Here is a 16,161-nt window from a genome sequence, read left to right as displayed (position 1 = left end):
CCCGGCGTGCGATTCTGCACCCGTGTCAGCCAACGAGAACAGACCCACTCTCGACATCGTCGACGAGACCTTTCTCGCAATTCCGCCGAGCACCGTGGCCGCGGCGTTCGCGGATCCGCGGTCGTGGCGGTCGTACTGGCCCGACCTCGTGCTGGAAGTTTACACCGATCGGGGTGTCGAAGGGCTTCGCTGGACGGTCGGAGGAGCCCTGGTCGGCACGATGGAAGTGTGGCTGGAACCCGTCCTCGACGGCACGATCCTCCACTATTTCCTGCGTGCCGATCCGGCCGGTCCGCCGCTCTCGCCCGCGAGGTTGCGCCGGGAGGCGGACCGCAGAGCTCGGGCCGCGAAGGCGATCGCGCTCGACCTGAAGGCCGTGCTGGAGGACGGGCGCGAACCGGGCGTGGCTCCCATGACCGCCACGGCCGCCGAATCCCATTAGGGTGTCGCTCGTGCGGGTACATGTCGTTTCCGACGTGCACGGTAATTCAGACGCGCTGGCACGGGCGGGCGACGGGGCGGACGCCCTCGTCGTGCTGGGTGACCTGATCGACTTCATCGACTACCACGAGCACGCCAGTGGCATCTTCGGCCGGTTGTTCGGCGCGGAGCGCGTCGGCACGTTCGCCCGGCTGCGACGTGAGGGAACGCGCGCGGAGATCAGCACGTACGTGCGGTCGTTGTGGGACAGTCTCGACGACCCGGCCGCCGCCGTCGACGAGGCGATCCGCGAGCAGTACGACCGGCTCTTCGCGTCGATGACGGCACCGACCTACGCCATCCCCGGCAACGTCGACACGCCCGCGTTGTGGGCCGAGTACGCCACCGACGGTCTGCACCTCGTGGACGGCGAGGTCGTGGAGATCGGCGGTGTGCGGTTCGGATTCGTGGGCGGCGCCCTGCTCCCGGACGGCGTGGTCCCGAGGCCCAACGCGGTGTGGCGCCCGCACCTGCTGCCCAGGGAGGAGTACGACCGGCGCGTCGCCGAACTGCACGACGTCGACGTGCTGTGCAGTCACATCCCGCCCGCACTGCCGGAACTGGCCTACGACGTCGTGTCGCGACGACTGGAGATCGGGTCGCGGGCCCTGCTGGGCCTCGTGCGGGCGCAGCAGCCGAGGTGGTCGTTGTTCGGGCACGTGCACCAGCCGTTGTCCCGGCGGACGCGGGTCGGCGTCACCGAATGCCGCAACGTCGGCCACTTCCAGCGCACGACGACCCCGTACGTGCTGCGCTGGTGAGCCTCGTGTCACGGGCCGCTACGCTCTAGCCTCATGGCGGAGCAGTCCACGCAGTCTATCGAGATCGAGGCCGCCCCGGCCGCCATCATGGCGGTCATCGCCGACCTTCCGGCCTATCCGGAGTGGGCGAAGGCCGTGCGCGAGACCGAGGTGCTCGCCACCGACGACGCAGGCCGGGCCTCGCAGGTCCGGTTCACCCTCGATTCCGGCCCCGTGAAGGACGTCTACACGCTCGCCTACGACTGGGCCGACGACGGTCTGTCGGTCAGCTGGCACCTGGTGAAGGGGCAGATGCAGAAGGCCCAGGAGGGGCGTTATCTGCTGGAGCCGATCGACGACAGGACCACCAGGGTCACGTACACGCTGTCGGTGGAGCTGGCGTTGCCGATGATCGGTCTGCTGCGGCGGAAGGCCGAGAAGATGATCATGGATACCGCCCTGCGCGAGCTCAAGCGCCGTGTGGAGGGGCGGGGCTGACGTGCGGGTCCTGCTGTTCACCGGGAAGGGGGGCGTCGGCAAGACGACGCTCGCCGCGGCCACGGGAGCGTGCCTGGCCCGCCGTGGCCGCAAGACCCTGGTGGTCTCCACGGACCCCGCCCACTCGCTGTCCGACGCGGTGGGCGTGCGGCTCTCCGACGAGCCCTCCGAAGTGGACAGCCACCTGTACGGCGCGCAGCTCGGCGCCCGCGCGTTGGTCGACGACGTGTGGGACTCGCTGCGTCGCGAGCTGGCCTCCGCGCTGTCGGGGTTGGGAGTGGACGCGCTCGACGCCGAGGAGCTCACCGTGCTGCCCGGTGTGGACGAACTCCTGTCGCTGAGCCGGGTACAACGGCTCGCGGACGAGGGCCCGTGGGAGAACGTCGTGGTGGACTGCGGTCCCACGGCCGAGACCCTGCGCCTGCTGGCATTGCCGGACGCCGCCGTGGGTTACCTCCGGCGCCTGTCGGGGTGGCGCTCGACGACACGCGTGGCCCGGTCGGTCGACCGCTTCGCCGCCCACGTCGAATCACTCCGTGCGCTGCTCACCGATCGCGACACCACCACCGTGCGCCTCGTGCTCACCCCCGAGCGGGTGGTGGCCGCCGAAACGAGACGCACGCTGACGGCGCTGGCGCTGCGTGGGATCGCGGTCGACGGCGTCGTCGTGAACCGGATGATGCCCGCGGCGGGATGGTGGCGTGGCGCGGCAGCCTCGTGGTTGCGCACCCGCCGGGCCCAGCAGGACGAGGTGGTCGCCGAGCTGCGGCAGGGCGGTCTCACCGGCCGGACGCTGCGGACGGTCGAACACCGCGCGGTCGAGCCGGTGGGTGTGGAGGCGCTCCTGGAGATCGCGGACGAGCTCTACGGCGAGACCAACCCGCTCGTGGGAGAGTCGACAGCGACCACGCTGCTGCAGACCACGGAGGTCGACGGCGGGTTCCGGCTGCGGATCGGCATGCCGTTGGACAAGGACTCCGAGGTCGCACTCGCGCGTGTCGACGACGACCTCGCCGTGACCGTCGACGGTTTCCGCAGACTGGTCGCGCTGCCGGAGGCCCTCCGGCCCTACACGCTGACCGGCGCGGAGTCCGACGCGCGCGGACTGGTGGTCCACTTGGAGAAGCCGGAATGACGACGGAGAACCGGGCCGAAGGGCCCGACGGTGCACGACTCGCCGACGAGATCCGCCTCCTGGTCGACCTGGTGGTGGAGCGGGCGCGGCCGTGGCTGGACAGCGTCGTCGGAGCAGGACACGGGACAATCCACACCGAGGCGCACACCGAGGCGTCCGAGGACGGCCACACCGGCTGCGGTGGTCGGGACCGGTGTCCGTTGTGCTTCGTGACCGCCCTGTGCCGAGGTGAGCGCGGGGACGTCGCGGCGCGGGTCCTGGAGCAGGTCACGCAGCTGCTGGCCTTGGTCCGGGCGGTGCTCGCCGATCGCTGGGAGCCCGAGCAGGGCGTCCACATGCCGGGGTTCCGGCCACCGCCCCGTCCGGAGCCGGACGAGCGCCGGGAACGGCGCGTCCAGCACGTCACGGTCCGCCCGCGTGCCGAGTGGGAGCCGGATGCCCGCGATCGGAGTTGACGTCGGCGGGACCAGCGTGCGAGCGGGTGTCGTGGACGACGACGGGTGTGTCGTCGACTTCGCCCGGGTCGCGACGCCTGGTGCCGAGGACGCGTTGGAGGATGCCATCACCACCGTGGTCGACGAGCTGCGGGCTCGGCACACGGTGGAGGCCGTCGGGCTTGCGGTGGCGGGGTTCGTCCGGCCCGACCGGCGTGCGGTGCTCTTCGCGCCCCACCTGCCCTGGCGCGCCGCTCCGGTGGCCGACCGGATGTCCGGACGGCTGGGCGTCCCCGTGACGTTGGAGCACGACGCCAACGCCGCCGCGGTCGGTGAACATCGTTTCGGTGCGGCGCGCGGTGCGGAAGTCGCACTGCTGCTCGCGCTCGGCACCGGCATCGGTGCCGGGTTGCTGCTCGGCGGGCGGATCTTCCGCGGTGCCCACGGTGTGGCACCCGAGCTCGGTCACCTGCGGGTGGTGCCCGACGGCCGGCCCTGCCCGTGCGGGCGGCGCGGGTGCTGGGAGAGGTACTGCAGTGGGACCGCTCTCGCCGCCACCGCGGTCGAGCTGCTGGCCCGCCACGGGTCTCGCTCCACCGTGCTGGCGCGCGACGCGACGGACCTCGCGGCCGTCACCGGGCGCCGCGTCGCCCACGCCGCACGCGAGGGCGACCCCGTGGCGTTGGAGGCGTTCGCCGACCTGGCGCGGTGGCTCGGCGAAGGGCTCGCGCTGATCGCCGACGTCTACGATCCGGAGGTCATCGTGCTCGCCGGCGGTGTCACGGAGTCGGCGCCCCTCTTCGCGGACGAGGCTCGCGAGCACTACGCCAGGGTGCTCACCGGGGCCGGGCACCGCCCGCTCGCCCGGATCCGCACCTCGCAGCTCGGTGATGCGACCGCGATCGTGGGCGCTGCGACGCTGGCCCGCGAGCGGGCCTGAACTGGGATTCTGCCTCGGTCGACGGGTCGTTCGGGCGGGGTCCCGTCAGTACGCTGGTCGGGATGTTCGGTGGTGACGACGGATTCGTCCGCTGCGGCTGCGGGCGACGGCACTGGGGGCCGCTTGGCGCGGCGGGTCTGCTCCTGACCCATCCAAGTCGTGGCGTGTTGCTTCAGCACCGCGCTCGATGGACCCATCACGGCAGCACGTGGGCGTTGCCCGGCGGTGCCGTGCTGCCCGGTGAGACACCGGTCGAGGCGGCGGTCCGGGAAACGGAGGAGGAGACCGCGGTGCCCTCGGGTTCCGTGCACGTTCTCGCGTCGTGCGTCGCGGACCACGGTGCGTGGGGCTACACCACCGTGCTGGCGACGGTGCGTCACGAGGTGCGGCCTCGGGTGGCGAACTGCGAGAGCGCCGCCCTGCGGTGGGTGCCGCCCGACGACGTCGAGTCGTACGAGCTGCACGGCGAGTTCGCCGAGGCCTGGCCCGCGCTGCGGGAACAGCTGGACCGCCGGCTCACGGTCGTCGTGGACGCGGCCAACGTGGTGGGGGCCCGGCCCGACGGCTGGTGGCGCGATCGGGCCGCGGCCGCGACCCGCCTGCGTGACCGGCTCGCCCACCTCGCGAGCGCGGGTGTCCCGGCGCCCCGGCTCGGTCTCGGCCCCGACGCCCGGTGGCGCTGGTGGCCTCGCATCGTGCTCGTGACGGAGGGGCGGGCGCGAGGGATCGGCGCGGTGGACGGTGTCGACGTCGTCGAGGCTCCCGGGGAGGGCGACGACACGGTGGTGACGACCGTCGCCGAGGCGCGGGCGAGCGGGCCGCGCGACCACGTCGTCGTGGCGACGGCCGACCGGGAGTTGCGGCGGCGGGTGGCGGAGTACGGCGTCACGTTCGTCGGCCCCGGCGAGCTGTGGTCGCTGCTCGACCAGGCGAGCGCAGGCCGGGACGGGGTGGCCTGACCCGTCAGACCTGGGCGCCGTTGGTCGGATCGGCTCCGTCGGGCGGGCCCTGCTTGACCCGCAGCAGCGCGAGCGCGATGCCGATCGCCAGCGACAACATGCCCAGTGGCAGGGCGACCGACTGCCCCAACCCGATCAGCCCCGGGGCCACGAGCAGCACCAGGCCGACCACGAAGAACAGCAGCACCACGATCGCGCCCTTGCGGGGGCGGGGCAGCGGCGGAGGTTCCGGCGGGACGAAGTGTTCGTCGTCGTCCTCGAACGCCGTACCCGAGCGGTCGTCCCCGAACATCGTCTCGTCCCAGCCCGTCCCCGACTCCCGCCAGCCGGAGCCGGTGGGAGGGGCCGGGTCCGGATCCCGGGACGAACGCAGCCGGGTCCTGCCGGACCTGCCGTCCTCGTCGTCGGTGTCCACGAGCAGGTCGTCGGCATCGTCCGGGTCGACGACGTCACCGGTGTCACTCCCGTCGGTGCCGAACCCCTCGGCCCGCAGGTCGGCCACGATCTTCGCGAACGTGGCGTCCACATCCTCGGGTCCGTCCGGTCCTGACGTTCTGTTCATCGGGCACCAACCTGTCTGACGGAGTCGACGAACTCCACGCTGCGGCGGAACAGCAACGGAGCGTCGTTGTCGAGTGTGGCGACGTGGTAGCTGTTGTGGAGCACTACCTCGCGCAGGTCCTCGCTACGCACGTTGTCGGCGACAACGGTGGCGTTGACGGGCTCGACGATGTGATCGACCGCCGAGTGGGCGAGCAGCAGCGGCTGCGTGACTCTCGGCAGATCACGCCGGACCAACGACCACAGCCGCGACAGGCTCGCGAGCGCGCGCACGGGCGTGCGGTCGTACGCCAACTCGACGGCCCCGGGCTTGGCGATGTCGCCGGCCAGGGCCCGCGCCGACGGCAACACCGGAGCCAGCAGCGTGGCCAGGCGCGCGTCGACTCTGCGAGTCAGCACCGACGGGTTGACCAGGACGAGTCCGTCGACGGCGTCACCGAGGTCCTGCGCCAGGCGCAGCGCGAGCGTGCCCCCCATCGACAGGCCGAACACGAACACCGACGAGCAGCGCTCGGAGAGGTCGGCGAACGCCTCCCGCACGCAGCCGTACCAGTCGGGCCAGCGAGTGCGGTTGCACTCCTGCCAGGTGGTTCCGTGACCCGGCAGGCGAGGACACCGCACGGTGAAACCCGCCTCGGCGAGGTGTTCGCCCCACGGTCGCATGGTCGCGGGCGTGCTGGTGAAGCCGTGGCACAGCAGCACACCGACCTCACGGGAGCCGTCGTGGACGAATGGTTCAGCGCCGGCGAGCACAGGCATGCCCGGTGATCCTCCCTCGAAGCCGCATCGCCCTATGGTCGCACGACTCGGGTGTTTTGAAAGCGCCGATTGCCCACCCGTGATCTTCCGACGCGTGGTGTGAGCTCCGTCGCGGTGCGGTATTCAACACAGGAGGCGTGTTGTGTGGGGATGCCGGCGGTTCGTACGCTGTTTCGTCGGTATCCATCCATCCGCCACCACCCGTCGCCGGAGAGGGAGCAGGACGCAGTGCTGTATTACCTCATGAAGTACGTGCTGCTGGGACCGCTCCTGAGGCTGTTGTGGCCGACCAGGGTGACCGGACTGGAGAACGTCCCCGCCGAGGGCGGAGCCATCCTGGCGAGCAACCACCTCGCCGTGGCGGACTCGTTCTTCATGCCCAACCGTGTGCCGCGGCGCGTCACGTTCCCCGCGAAGCGGGAGTACTTCACCGAGCCCGGTGTGAAGGGCAGGCTGAAGAAGTCGTTCTTCAAGGGGGTGGGCCAGTTCCCGATCGACCGCTCCGGCGGCACGGCCGCGCAGGCGGCCATCGACACCGCCGTCCGTCTTCTGCGGGAAGGTCACCTGCTCGGCATCTACCCCGAGGGCACGCGCTCGCCGGACGGGCGGCTCTACAAGGGCAAGACGGGTGTCGCGCGGATCGCCCTGGAAGCCAGGGTGCCGGTCATTCCGGTGGCCATGGTCGGGACCGACAAGGTCAACCCCATCGGTTCGAAGATGTGGTGGCCGCGCCGACTGGAGATCCACTTCGGAGAGCCGCTGGAGTTCTCGCGGTACGAGGGACTCGCGGGCGACCGGTTCGTGGAGCGATCGATCACCGACGAGATCATGTACGCGCTCATGGAGCTGTCCGGCCAGGAGTACGTGGACATCTACGCGGCGAAGGCCAAGGAGCTGATCGCCGCCGAGGAGGCCGGACTCCGACCGGCCGTGCCGGTGCAGATCGACGCCCGCGACGCCGCGAGGCTGCCCGAGTCCCAGGCGGGTTGACCGGGCGACCGGCGGCGTGCGGCAGTCGAGTACGGTGCCCGGCGTGCGGTTCTTCTACGACACCGAATTCATCGAGGACGGCGTGACCATCGAGCTCGTCTCGATAGGTGTCGTGGACGAGACCGGGCGCGAGTTCTACGCGGTGTCCACCGAGTTCGACCCGGCGAAGGCCGGACCGTGGGTGCGGGAGAACGTGCTGGCGAAGCTCCCGTCGCCCGGCGACCGCGCCTGGCGCAGCCGGGAGCGGATCCGCGACGACCTCCTCGAGTTCTTCGGGCGCCCGCGCGGCGGGATAGAGCTGTGGGCCTGGTACGCGGCCTACGACCACGTGGCACTGGCCCAGTTGTGGGGACCGATGCCCGCGCTGCCGCGGCAACTGCCGCGGTTCACCCGCGATCTGCGGCAGCGGTGGGAGGACGTCGGGCGGCCGAAACTTCCGGCTGCGCCCGACGACGCCCACGACGCTCTCGCCGACGCGCGGCACAACCTCCAGCGGTGGCGGGTCATCGAACAGGCCCGCCAGGACCTTGCCCGAAGGCAAGGTTTCCCGATGGCCTGAATCCGTTCTCGTCAGCCGTTCCCGTTGCGGGCCCTGCGCGTCCGCACCGCGGCGGCGAGCTCGTCGAGCAGGCTCGCCGTGGTGGTCCAGTCGAGGCACGCGTCCGTGATACTACGGCCATAGTCCAGCTCGTCCCGCTTGCCGAGCGTGAGCTCCTGGCGGCCCGCTTCCAGGAAGCTCTCCATCATGATTCCGGTGATGCCGGGCTCGCCGTCGGCGATGCGCGCGGCCAGGTCCCGCACCACGGCAGCCTGCCGCACGTGGTCCTTGCGGCTGTTGCCGTGGCTGGCGTCCACGACCACGCGTTCCGGGAGGCCCGCCTTGCGCAACCGGGCCAGCGTGTCGGCCACGGTCTCGGCGTCGTAGTTCGGACCCGCCGAGCCGCCGCGCAGGATGACGTGGCAGTCCGGGTTGCCCGAGGTCGTCACCAGCGCGGCCAACCCGTCGGCGTTGATGCCCGGGAACACGTGCCCGGCCGCCGCGGCCCGCACGGCGTCCACCGCCACCTGGACGTCGCCCTCGGTGGAGTTCTTGATGCCCACGGGCATGGACAGCGCGCTGCACAGCTGCCGGTGCACCTGGCTCGCCGCGGTGCGGGCCCCGATCGACCCCCAGGTCACGGTGTCGGCGATGTACTGCGGCGTGATCGGGTCGAGGAACTCCGACCCCACCGGGAGTCCGAGTGTCGAGATGTCCAGCAGCAGCTGCCGAGCCATGCGCAGCCCCTTGTTGACGGCGTACGTGCCGTCGAGGTCGGGGTCGTTGATGAGGCCCTTCCAGCCCAGCGTGGTCCGCGGCTTCTCGAAGTACACGCGCATGACGACGCACACCTCGTCACGGATGCGCTCGGCGTGCTCGGACAGCAGACGGGCGTAGTGCAGGGCCGCCTCGGGGTCGTGCACGGAACAGGGCCCGACCACCACCAGCAGGCGGTCGTCGCGACCTTCCAGAATGTCCACGGTGTCGCGCCTGCCGAGTGTGACGGCCTTGGCCACCGCGGGAGTGACGGGATGCTCCGCCCTCAGCAGAGCGGGTGAGAGCAGGGGACTGACGTGCGACGTGCGCAGGTTGTCGAGTGCCGTCATCGGATCGGCCGACACGGCGAGGGAGGCGTCGTCCTGGATGACGGCGCCGGAGGTGGAGTTGTTCGGCATCGGGGGCTTCCTTTCCGCAAGCCGCCTCGCCGGGTGGGAGTGCCACGCTGCCGAGCCGGCTTGTCGTCCGGCTCGGAGGTTCGGTGGTCAGCGCACGGTCTCGCCGACCGACCCACCCCGGGCCGGCCTGCTAAACCAGAAATAGAAGCGCTGCACGGCCGAGACTGTAGCAGGTGCTGCACCGATCAAGTGTGGTCCGGGCTACTCTGGCGGCGAAGGTGTGACGCAAACAACTGGAAGGCGCAGATATGCGAGTCGGTGTGCTGACCGGCGGTGGCGACTGCCCTGGTCTGAACGCGGTGATCCGCGCGGTCGTCCTCAAGGGCATCGAGGTCCACGGTTGGGAGATCTTCGGTTTCCGCGACGGTTGGCGTGGCCCGCTCACGGGCAAGGGCGACTGGCTCTCCCGCGACGACGTCGAGGGCATCCTCACCCGCGGCGGCACGATCCTTCGCTCCTCCCGGACGAACCCGTACAAGGAGGACGGCGGCGCCGAGGCCATCAAGCGGGTGCTCGCCGACAAGGGCATCGACGCGCTCGTGGCCATCGGGGGCGAGGACACTCTGGGGGTCGCGAAGCGGCTGAACGACGACGGCGTGAAGGTCGTCGGTGTCCCGAAGACCATCGACAACGACCTCGGCAACACCGACTACACGTTCGGTTTCGACACCGCGGTGCACATCGCGACGGAGGCCATCGACCGGCTCCACACCACCGCCGAGTCGCACCACCGCGCGCTCGTCGTCGAGGTCATGGGCAGGCACGCGGGGTGGATCGCCCTGCATTCGGGGCTGGCCGGCGGCGCGAGCGTCATTCTCGTCCCGGAGCGGCCGTTCTCGGTGGACCAGGTCGTCGAGTGGGTGGAACGGCGGTTCGAGCGCGAGTACGCGCCGATCATCGTCGTGGCGGAGGGCGCCCTGCCCGAGGGCGGGGCCGCGGTGCTGCAGAGCGGCGAGAAGGACGCGTTCGGCCACGTCCGGCTGGGCGGTGTGGGCACGTGGCTCGCCGACGAGATCACCGCCCGCACCGGCAAGGAGTCGCGCGCGGTGGTGCTCGGGCACGTCCAGCGCGGTGGCACGCCGACGGCGTACGACCGCGTGCTCGCCACACGCTTCGGCCTGCACGCCGTCGACGCCGTGGCCGAGGGCGACTTCGGGGTGATGGTCGCGTTGCGCGGCACCGACATCACGCGGGTGAAGCTCGCCGAGGCCACCGCGGAACTGAAGACCGTCCCGCCGGAGCGGTACGCCGAAGCCGAGGTGTTCTTCGGCTGATCGGGCGACAGTGAGCAGCGCGAGGCCACCGGTCTGGTCGGTGGCCTCGCGCTGTCTGCACACGTTTGCTCACGCACAATCACAACAAGCACATCTCGGCATCGCGCTTTCGGGTGAGAAGGCCGCGTGATCGCGGTACCTTCCGGACACTCAGCGATGGAGGTGAGTCATGGCACAGTCCGTGAGGAGCGAGTCCGAGAGCGCATCGCCCGGCTCGGCGGCGCCGCGGCGACCCTGGATCGGCATGGCGCTCGGTCCGGTGCTCGCCGTCGCCGTCTTCCTGCTCCTGCCCGACAGTCTCGCCACCCCGGGCAAGGCTACGGCCGCCGTAGCGGCTCTCATGGCCGTGTGGTGGGTCACGGAGGCGCTGCCTTTGGCCGCCACGGCCCTGCTCCCGCTGGTGCTGTTCCCGTTCTTCGGTGTCAGTGACATCGGCGACGCCGCAGCGCCCTACGCGGACGACATCATCTTTCTCTTCATGGGCGGGTTCATGATCGCGCTGGCGATGCAGCGCTGGGACCTGCACAAACGCATCGCGCTGCGCACGGTGCTCGCGGTGGGCACGAAGCCGGTGATGCTGATCGCCGGTTTCATGATCGCCACCGGGTTCATCAGCATGTGGGTGAGCAACACCGCCACCGCCGTGATGATGATGCCCATCGGGTTGTCGGTGCTCGGCCTCGTCTCGCAGCTCGGCGACGGCAAGGGCGATCCCAACTTCGCCACGGCCCTGATGCTCGGCATCGCCTACGCCGCGTCGATCGGCTCGCTCGCCACGATCATCGGCACTCCCCCGAACACGCTGCTCGTGGGTTACCTGGAGGAGAACTTCGACATCTCGATCTCCTTCGGTCAGTGGATGCTGTTCGGACTGCCCATCGCGGTGGTGTTCCTCGTCATCGCCTGGTTCGTGCTGACCCGCGTCTTCCGGCCGAGGCTGACGTCGCTGCCGGGCGGTCGGGAGCTCATCCGCCGGCAGCTCGACGACTTGGGGCCGATGAGCCGGGGCGAGTGGAACGCGCTTGCCGTGTTCGTGCTGGCCGCACTGTCGTGGATCACGATTCCCATGCTCGCCGACATCGACGCGGTCGCGAACGCACTGCCGTGGCTGGACAACATCAGCGACGCCGGGATCGCCATCACCGCCGCCGTGGTGCTGTTCGCGCTGCCGGTCGACAGGCGGGAGAACGTGCGCACGCTGAACTGGGACACGGCGAAGGAGCTGCCCTGGGGTGTCCTGCTGCTGTTCGGCGGTGGCTTGAGCCTCTCGAAGCACTTCACCGCCACGGGGCTGTCCGACTGGATCGGCGAGCAGGTCGGTGCGCTCGAGGCTCTGCCGCTCATCGTGTTGGCCGCTCTGGTCGCGTTGCTCGTGCTCCTGCTCACCGAGCTCACCAGCAACACGGCGACGGCGGCGGCGTTCCTGCCGATCCTGGGCGGTGTCGCGGTCGGGCTCGGCCACGGGCCGATGGTGCTGGTCGTGCCCGCCGCGCTGGCCGCCACCTGCGCCTTCATGCTGCCGGTCGCGACGCCGCCGAACGCCATCGTGTTCGGAACCGGCCACGTCACCATCGGTCAGATGGTGAAGGGCGGGGCGTGGCTCAACGCCATCGCGCTCGTGATCATCACCCTCGGCGCCTACACGCTGGGTGCCTGGGTGTTCGGTCTCGCGTACTGACGGGTGGGCGGGAGCCAGGCGCCGCCGGGCTCCCGCCACGCCCGACACGTAGGTTTTCGGGATCGGTACAGACGTACCCGGACGTAGCGGCTACGCTGTTCGAGTGTGAGTAGACGAGCGAAAATCGTATGTACCCTAGGCCCGGCTACGGCGACGGCGGACAAGGTCCGGGCGCTCGTCGAAGCAGGCATGGACGTGGCGAGGATGAACTTCAGCCACGGAAGCCACGGCGATCACAAGCAGGTCTACGACCTGATCCGGGCCGCTTCCGAGGAGTCGGGGCGCGCGGTCGGGATCCTCGCCGACCTCCAGGGGCCGAAGATCCGGCTGGGCACCTTCGCCGGCGGACCCGTCGAGTGGCGGACCGGCGACATCGTGCGCATCACCGTGGAGGACGTGGCGGGCACCCACGACCGCATCTCCACCACCTACAAGGGACTGGCGAAGGACGCCCGCGAGGGTGACCGGCTGCTCGTGGACGACGGCAAGGTCGGGCTCGTCGTCCAGCGCGTGGAGGGCTCGGACGTCGTCTGCGAGGTCACCGAGGGTGGGCCCGTCAGCAACAACAAGGGCGTGTCGCTGCCCGGCATGGACGTGTCGGTGCCCGCGCTCTCCGAGAAGGACATCCAGGACCTCGAGTTCGCCCTCGAGCTCGGTGTCGACTTCGTGGCCCTGTCGTTCGTCCGTTCGCCCGCCGACATCGACCTCGTGCACCAGGTGATGGACCGGGTCGGCAAGGGCCGGGTTCCGGTGATCGCCAAGTTGGAGAAGCCCGAGGCGGCCGCCAACCTCGAGGCGATCGTGCTTGCCTTCGACGGTCTGATGGTGGCGCGCGGCGACCTCGGCGTCGAGTTGCCGCTCGAGCAGGTGCCGCTGGTGCAGAAGCGGGCCATCCAGATCGCGCGGGAGAACGCGAAGCCGGTCATCGTCGCGACCCAGATGCTCGACTCGATGATGAGCAACTCGCGGCCGACGCGCGCCGAGGCCTCCGACGTGGCCAACGCGGTGCTCGACGGCACCGACGCGGTGATGCTCTCCGGGGAGACCAGCGTCGGCCGGTACCCGATCGAGACCGTGCAGACCATGAGCCGCATCGTCGAGGCGGTGGAGGCGGACATGCCGTCCGTGCCGCCGCTCAGTCACGTCCCGCGCACCAAGCGGGGAGTCATCTCCTACGCGGCGAAGGACATCGGTGAACGACTGAACGCCAAGGCCCTCGTCGCGTTCACCCAGTCCGGTGACACGGTGCGCAGGCTCGCGCGGCTGCACACACGACTGCCGCTGCTGGCCTTCACTCCGGTGGAGAGCGTGCGCAGGCAGCTCGCCATGACGTGGGGCACCACGGCCAGGCTCGTCGACGAGGTCGACTCCACCGACCGCATGATCGAGCAGGTGGACCACGCCATGCTGGAGACCGGCCGGTACCAGCGCGGCGACCTCGTGGTGATCGTGGCCGGTTCGCCCCCCGGCACCGTGGGGTCGACCAACCTGATCCGCGTGCACCGCTTGGGTGAGGACGATCTCTCCTGACGGGCCGACGGAATGGCGGGGCCCGGCGCAGGGTGTTGAATCGTCGGTATGACTGAGCTGGCAAGGCAGGCTGCGTCCGGGTTCGACGCCGAAGGCGGATCGGGCGGGCAGCGCGTGCTCGACATGCTCATCGGCTTGTTGGATCTCGAGAAGATCGAGGAGAACATCTTCCGAGGCGTGAGCCCTCCGCAGTCGCCGACCAGGGTGTTCGGCGGTCAGGTCGCGGGACAGGCTCTGGTGGCCGCGGGGCGCACGGTGCCGAGTGAGCGTGGAGTGCACTCGCTGCACGCGTACTTCATCCGGCCAGGTGATCCGTCGGTGCCGATCATCTACGAGGTGGATCGCATCCGGGACGGTCGGTCGTTCACGACGCGGCGCGTGGTGGCGATCCAGCACGGCAAGGCGATCTTCTCGCTCTCGGCGTCGTTCCAGGTCGAGGAGTCCGGTGTGGAGCATGCGGAGCCGATGCCGGACGTCCCCGACCCCGAGTCGCTGCCGACGTTGGCCGAGCGTGCCGTCGGGTACGAGGACGCGCTGGCACTGCGGGCCCAGCCGGCGCCGATCGACATCCGTTACGTCAACGACCCGCCGTGGGTGACGCGGAAGACGGGCGAACGTCCTGCCCGCAACCAGGTGTGGATGCGAGCCGACGGCACGCTTCCCGACGACCGGCTCCTGCACGTCTGCGTCCTCACGTACGCGTCCGACCTGACGCTGCTGGACTCCACGCTCGCGCGGCACGGGGTGTACTGGGATCTCGACAAGGTGCTCGGCGCGAGCCTCGACCACGCGCTGTGGTTCCACCGTCCGTTCCGTGCGGACGAGTGGTTCCTGTACGACAGCGACTCGCCCACGGCGTCGAACGCCCGCGCGCTTGCGACGGGTCAGCTGTTCGCCCGCGACGGCACCCGCATCGCCACCGTGGTGCAGGAAGGGCTCATCCGCGTGCTGTGACGCGCCGGCCCCAGCGTCGGGTTTCGTCGAACTCGCGTGGCGACCGGCCGTTCAGGACAGTCCGACGACGGCCGGTCAGGAGAGGAAGAACGCCGTACGTTCCCGGAGCCGGTGGCCCGAGGACACACTGGGACTTCTCGGTGGCGCCGGCTCGTCCGGCACGAGGGCCACTTGTGCGGCGAGATAGGCCCGGCAGGGCAGTGGGCCGCGCTTGCGGGCGAAGGGCCTGCGCCTGCCGTGGCAGAGCGTGCAGTGCCCACTCGAATCAGGGCGGTGCTCGGCGAGCACGGTGCGCAGTGCGCCTGCCAGCAACGCGACGCTGAGACCGTCCAGTTCGCTCCGGATGCGCGGCGAGGTCGTGTGTACCGAGTGCGTGATTTCGTCGAGTTTACGATGCACGCTCTCCTGTAACGGAGTGACGATGAGATCGCGCCCGGCCACCATGCTCTCCCGGTTTTCGTTTTTCGGAACGGTCGTTGGTTGTCCGCGAGCTCCAGCGAGCATACAACCCCCTCGTGCAATTTGCAGTCCATCGATCGGGGATTCCTGGCTTACCGTCCGTTGTCGTCGAGTCCGGGGTGCTGCGGCCTCCTGGTTAGATATGCGCGGAAAAACCAATCGGAGGTGAGTCATGACCCGAGGGCACGGCCCGACCGTACGGCGGCGACGACTGGCTGGCGAGTTGCGGCGGCTCCGGGAGGCGGCCGCGCTCACCATCGACGAAGTGGGCGAGAAGCTCGAGTGCTCGGCGTCCAAGATCAGTCGGATCGAGACCGGACATGTCGGGGTCACGCCGCGGGACGTCCGCGACATGCTGGAGCTGTACGGCGTGCACGGCGACGACCAGGAAGCGCTGGTGCAGCTCGCGCGCGAGGCACGCAAACGTGGCTGGTGGCACGCGTACAACGAGGTCTTCACGGGTGCGTTCGTCGGACTGGAGGCCGACGCCAGCTCGCTCAAGGCCTTCCAGGCGCTGCTGGTGCCCGGTCTGCTGCAGACCGAGCGGTACGCCCACGCGGTGATCCGGGCGATGCGTCCGGGTGCGGAGGACGCCGAGATCGAACGCCGGGTCGCGGCGAGGATGGCGCGGCAGCGTCTGCTGCGCGACCCGAACCCGCCCGAGTACTGGGCGATCATCGACGAGGCGGTCCTCCACCGCATGGTCGGCGACGACGAGGTCATGGCCCAGCAATTCACTCAATTGTGTGAAATTGCTCGGCTTCCGCACGTCACCGTGCAGGTCGTTCCCTTTGGTGCCGGCGCCCATCCGGGCATGGAGGGGCCCTTTCTCATCCTGGGGTTTCCCGAGCCCGCGGACCCCGACGTGGTTTATGTGGACAGCACCAGCAGCGGCCTCTATCTGGAATTGGAAGCCGACGTGCGTAGGTATGCGTTGATGTTCGATCATTTGCGGGCCGCCGCGCTCAAGCCGGACGACTCGGTCGACGCCATCGCCGACGCGGCGCGACGGTGTGCCAGATGACAACGGACTCCGACACGGAGCTGACGAAGGAGT

Annotated in this window: 18 protein-coding genes; 14 read left to right on the top strand and 4 right to left on the bottom strand. The window is 70.1% G+C overall.

Features of this window, described 5'->3' with window-relative positions:
* The first annotated feature begins 22 nt into the window (after nucleotides 1–22).
* The 7 genes from SACAZDRAFT_RS05785 (at nucleotide 23) to SACAZDRAFT_RS05755 (ending at nucleotide 5,186) form a co-directional block, all read left to right on the top strand.
* Nucleotides 23–442: a hypothetical protein gene (locus SACAZDRAFT_RS05785; protein WP_005439559.1), complete on the top strand. Its 420-nt coding sequence runs from the start codon at nucleotides 23–25 to the stop codon at nucleotides 440–442.
* Nucleotides 443–452: 10 nt separating this feature from the next.
* Nucleotides 453–1,241 (top strand): metallophosphoesterase family protein, encoded by a 789-nt coding sequence (locus tag SACAZDRAFT_RS05780; protein WP_005439558.1) that lies wholly within the window; start codon nucleotides 453–455, stop codon nucleotides 1,239–1,241.
* Between the two features lie 33 nt (nucleotides 1,242–1,274).
* Nucleotides 1,275–1,718: an SRPBCC family protein gene (locus SACAZDRAFT_RS05775; RefSeq protein ID WP_005439557.1), complete on the top strand. Its 444-nt coding sequence runs from the start codon at nucleotides 1,275–1,277 to the stop codon at nucleotides 1,716–1,718.
* A gap of 1 nt (nucleotide 1,719) precedes the next feature.
* Nucleotides 1,720–2,853 (top strand): ArsA family ATPase, encoded by a 1,134-nt coding sequence (locus tag SACAZDRAFT_RS05770; RefSeq protein WP_005439555.1) that lies wholly within the window; start codon nucleotides 1,720–1,722, stop codon nucleotides 2,851–2,853.
* Nucleotides 2,850–3,308 carry a hypothetical protein gene (locus tag SACAZDRAFT_RS05765; protein WP_005439554.1) on the top strand — a complete coding sequence of 153 codons (459 nt, stop codon included), beginning with the start codon at nucleotides 2,850–2,852 and terminating at the stop codon, nucleotides 3,306–3,308. The genes SACAZDRAFT_RS05770 and SACAZDRAFT_RS05765 overlap by 4 nt, the downstream gene beginning before the upstream one ends.
* Nucleotides 3,289–4,227, top strand: a complete 939-nt coding sequence (locus SACAZDRAFT_RS05760) for an ROK family protein (RefSeq protein WP_005439553.1) — start codon at nucleotides 3,289–3,291, stop codon at nucleotides 4,225–4,227. Before SACAZDRAFT_RS05765 ends, SACAZDRAFT_RS05760 begins: the two co-directional genes overlap by 20 nt.
* A 62-nt stretch (nucleotides 4,228–4,289) precedes the next feature.
* Entirely contained in the window at nucleotides 4,290–5,186 is an 897-nt protein-coding gene (locus SACAZDRAFT_RS05755) for an NUDIX hydrolase (RefSeq protein ID WP_040927681.1), read from the top strand.
* A 4-nt stretch (nucleotides 5,187–5,190) separates the two neighbouring features.
* Here SACAZDRAFT_RS05755 and SACAZDRAFT_RS05750 read toward each other — a convergent pair whose 3' ends face one another.
* Nucleotides 5,191–5,748, bottom strand: coding sequence for a hypothetical protein (locus tag SACAZDRAFT_RS05750; RefSeq protein ID WP_005439549.1), 558 nt, complete (start codon nucleotides 5,746–5,748; stop codon nucleotides 5,191–5,193).
* Nucleotides 5,745–6,506: an alpha/beta hydrolase gene (locus SACAZDRAFT_RS05745; protein ID WP_005439548.1), complete on the bottom strand. Its 762-nt coding sequence runs from the start codon at nucleotides 6,504–6,506 to the stop codon at nucleotides 5,745–5,747. The genes SACAZDRAFT_RS05750 and SACAZDRAFT_RS05745 overlap by 4 nt, the downstream gene beginning before the upstream one ends.
* Nucleotides 6,507–6,734: 228 nt before the next feature.
* Between SACAZDRAFT_RS05745 and SACAZDRAFT_RS05740 the strand changes: the two genes are divergently transcribed.
* Together SACAZDRAFT_RS05740 and SACAZDRAFT_RS05735 are read left to right on the top strand one after the other, a co-directional pair.
* The gene (locus SACAZDRAFT_RS05740; RefSeq protein WP_040927680.1) at nucleotides 6,735–7,496 is read left to right on the top strand and encodes a lysophospholipid acyltransferase family protein; all 762 of its coding nucleotides are present in this window, start codon (nucleotides 6,735–6,737) and stop codon (nucleotides 7,494–7,496) included.
* A 43-nt stretch (nucleotides 7,497–7,539) separates the two neighbouring features.
* Nucleotides 7,540–8,055, top strand: coding sequence for a polyadenylate-specific 3'-exoribonuclease AS (locus SACAZDRAFT_RS05735; protein ID WP_040927922.1), 516 nt, complete (start codon nucleotides 7,540–7,542; stop codon nucleotides 8,053–8,055).
* An 11-nt stretch (nucleotides 8,056–8,066) separates the two neighbouring features.
* Here SACAZDRAFT_RS05735 and SACAZDRAFT_RS05730 read toward each other — a convergent pair whose 3' ends face one another.
* A complete protein-coding gene (locus SACAZDRAFT_RS05730) occupies nucleotides 8,067–9,209 on the bottom strand; it encodes a 3-deoxy-7-phosphoheptulonate synthase (protein ID WP_005439545.1) in 1,143 nt (380 codons plus the stop codon).
* A 248-nt stretch (nucleotides 9,210–9,457) separates the two neighbouring features.
* Between SACAZDRAFT_RS05730 and SACAZDRAFT_RS05725 the strand changes: the two genes are divergently transcribed.
* From SACAZDRAFT_RS05725 to tesB, 4 genes are all read left to right on the top strand, one after another.
* Nucleotides 9,458–10,483, top strand: a complete 1,026-nt coding sequence (locus SACAZDRAFT_RS05725) for a 6-phosphofructokinase (RefSeq protein ID WP_005439544.1) — start codon at nucleotides 9,458–9,460, stop codon at nucleotides 10,481–10,483.
* A 169-nt stretch (nucleotides 10,484–10,652) separates the two neighbouring features.
* Nucleotides 10,653–12,161, top strand: a complete 1,509-nt coding sequence (locus SACAZDRAFT_RS05720; protein WP_005439542.1) for an SLC13 family permease — start codon at nucleotides 10,653–10,655, stop codon at nucleotides 12,159–12,161.
* Between the two features lie 105 nt (nucleotides 12,162–12,266).
* Nucleotides 12,267–13,691 carry a pyruvate kinase gene (gene pyk / locus SACAZDRAFT_RS05715; RefSeq protein WP_005439540.1) on the top strand — a complete coding sequence of 475 codons (1,425 nt, stop codon included), beginning with the start codon at nucleotides 12,267–12,269 and terminating at the stop codon, nucleotides 13,689–13,691.
* Nucleotides 13,692–13,739: 48 nt separating this feature from the next.
* Nucleotides 13,740–14,645 carry an acyl-CoA thioesterase II gene (gene tesB / locus SACAZDRAFT_RS05710; RefSeq protein WP_005439538.1) on the top strand — a complete coding sequence of 302 codons (906 nt, stop codon included), beginning with the start codon at nucleotides 13,740–13,742 and terminating at the stop codon, nucleotides 14,643–14,645.
* A 75-nt stretch (nucleotides 14,646–14,720) separates the two neighbouring features.
* Here the strand turns inward: tesB and SACAZDRAFT_RS05705 are convergent, their stop codons facing one another.
* Nucleotides 14,721–15,044, bottom strand: a complete 324-nt coding sequence (locus SACAZDRAFT_RS05705) for a hypothetical protein (protein WP_232286369.1) — start codon at nucleotides 15,042–15,044, stop codon at nucleotides 14,721–14,723.
* 232 nt (nucleotides 15,045–15,276) lie between these two features.
* On the opposite strand from SACAZDRAFT_RS05705, the gene SACAZDRAFT_RS05700 reads away from it, so the two are divergent.
* Nucleotides 15,277–16,128, top strand: coding sequence for a helix-turn-helix domain-containing protein (locus SACAZDRAFT_RS05700; protein WP_005439536.1), 852 nt, complete (start codon nucleotides 15,277–15,279; stop codon nucleotides 16,126–16,128).
* Nucleotides 16,129–16,161 lie beyond the last annotated feature (33 nt).

This window comes from Saccharomonospora azurea NA-128, assembly GCF_000231055.2.
GTDB lineage: Bacteria > Actinomycetota > Actinomycetes > Mycobacteriales > Pseudonocardiaceae > Saccharomonospora > Saccharomonospora azurea.
Note: the sequence above shows the minus strand (reverse complement) of the source record. Positions and strands in the feature narration are given on the sequence as shown.

Coding starts and splice junctions, on each gene's coding strand:
- SACAZDRAFT_RS05775 (WP_005439557.1), top strand. CDS start 1,275: ATGGCGGAGCAGTCCACGCAGTCTATCGAGATCGAGGCCGCCCCGGCC.
- SACAZDRAFT_RS05765 (WP_005439554.1), top strand. CDS start 2,850: ATGACGACGGAGAACCGGGCCGAAGGGCCCGACGGTGCACGACTCGCC.
- SACAZDRAFT_RS05760 (WP_005439553.1), top strand. CDS start 3,289: ATGCCCGCGATCGGAGTTGACGTCGGCGGGACCAGCGTGCGAGCGGGT.
- SACAZDRAFT_RS05755 (WP_040927681.1), top strand. CDS start 4,290: ATGTTCGGTGGTGACGACGGATTCGTCCGCTGCGGCTGCGGGCGACGG.
- SACAZDRAFT_RS05750 (WP_005439549.1), bottom strand. CDS start 5,748: ATGAACAGAACGTCAGGACCGGACGGACCCGAGGATGTGGACGCCACG.
- SACAZDRAFT_RS05745 (WP_005439548.1), bottom strand. CDS start 6,506: ATGCCTGTGCTCGCCGGCGCTGAACCATTCGTCCACGACGGCTCCCGT.
- SACAZDRAFT_RS05730 (WP_005439545.1), bottom strand. CDS start 9,209: ATGCCGAACAACTCCACCTCCGGCGCCGTCATCCAGGACGACGCCTCC.
- SACAZDRAFT_RS05725 (WP_005439544.1), top strand. CDS start 9,458: ATGCGAGTCGGTGTGCTGACCGGCGGTGGCGACTGCCCTGGTCTGAAC.
- SACAZDRAFT_RS05720 (WP_005439542.1), top strand. CDS start 10,653: ATGGCACAGTCCGTGAGGAGCGAGTCCGAGAGCGCATCGCCCGGCTCG.
- tesB (WP_005439538.1), top strand. CDS start 13,740: ATGACTGAGCTGGCAAGGCAGGCTGCGTCCGGGTTCGACGCCGAAGGC.
- SACAZDRAFT_RS05700 (WP_005439536.1), top strand. CDS start 15,277: ATGACCCGAGGGCACGGCCCGACCGTACGGCGGCGACGACTGGCTGGC.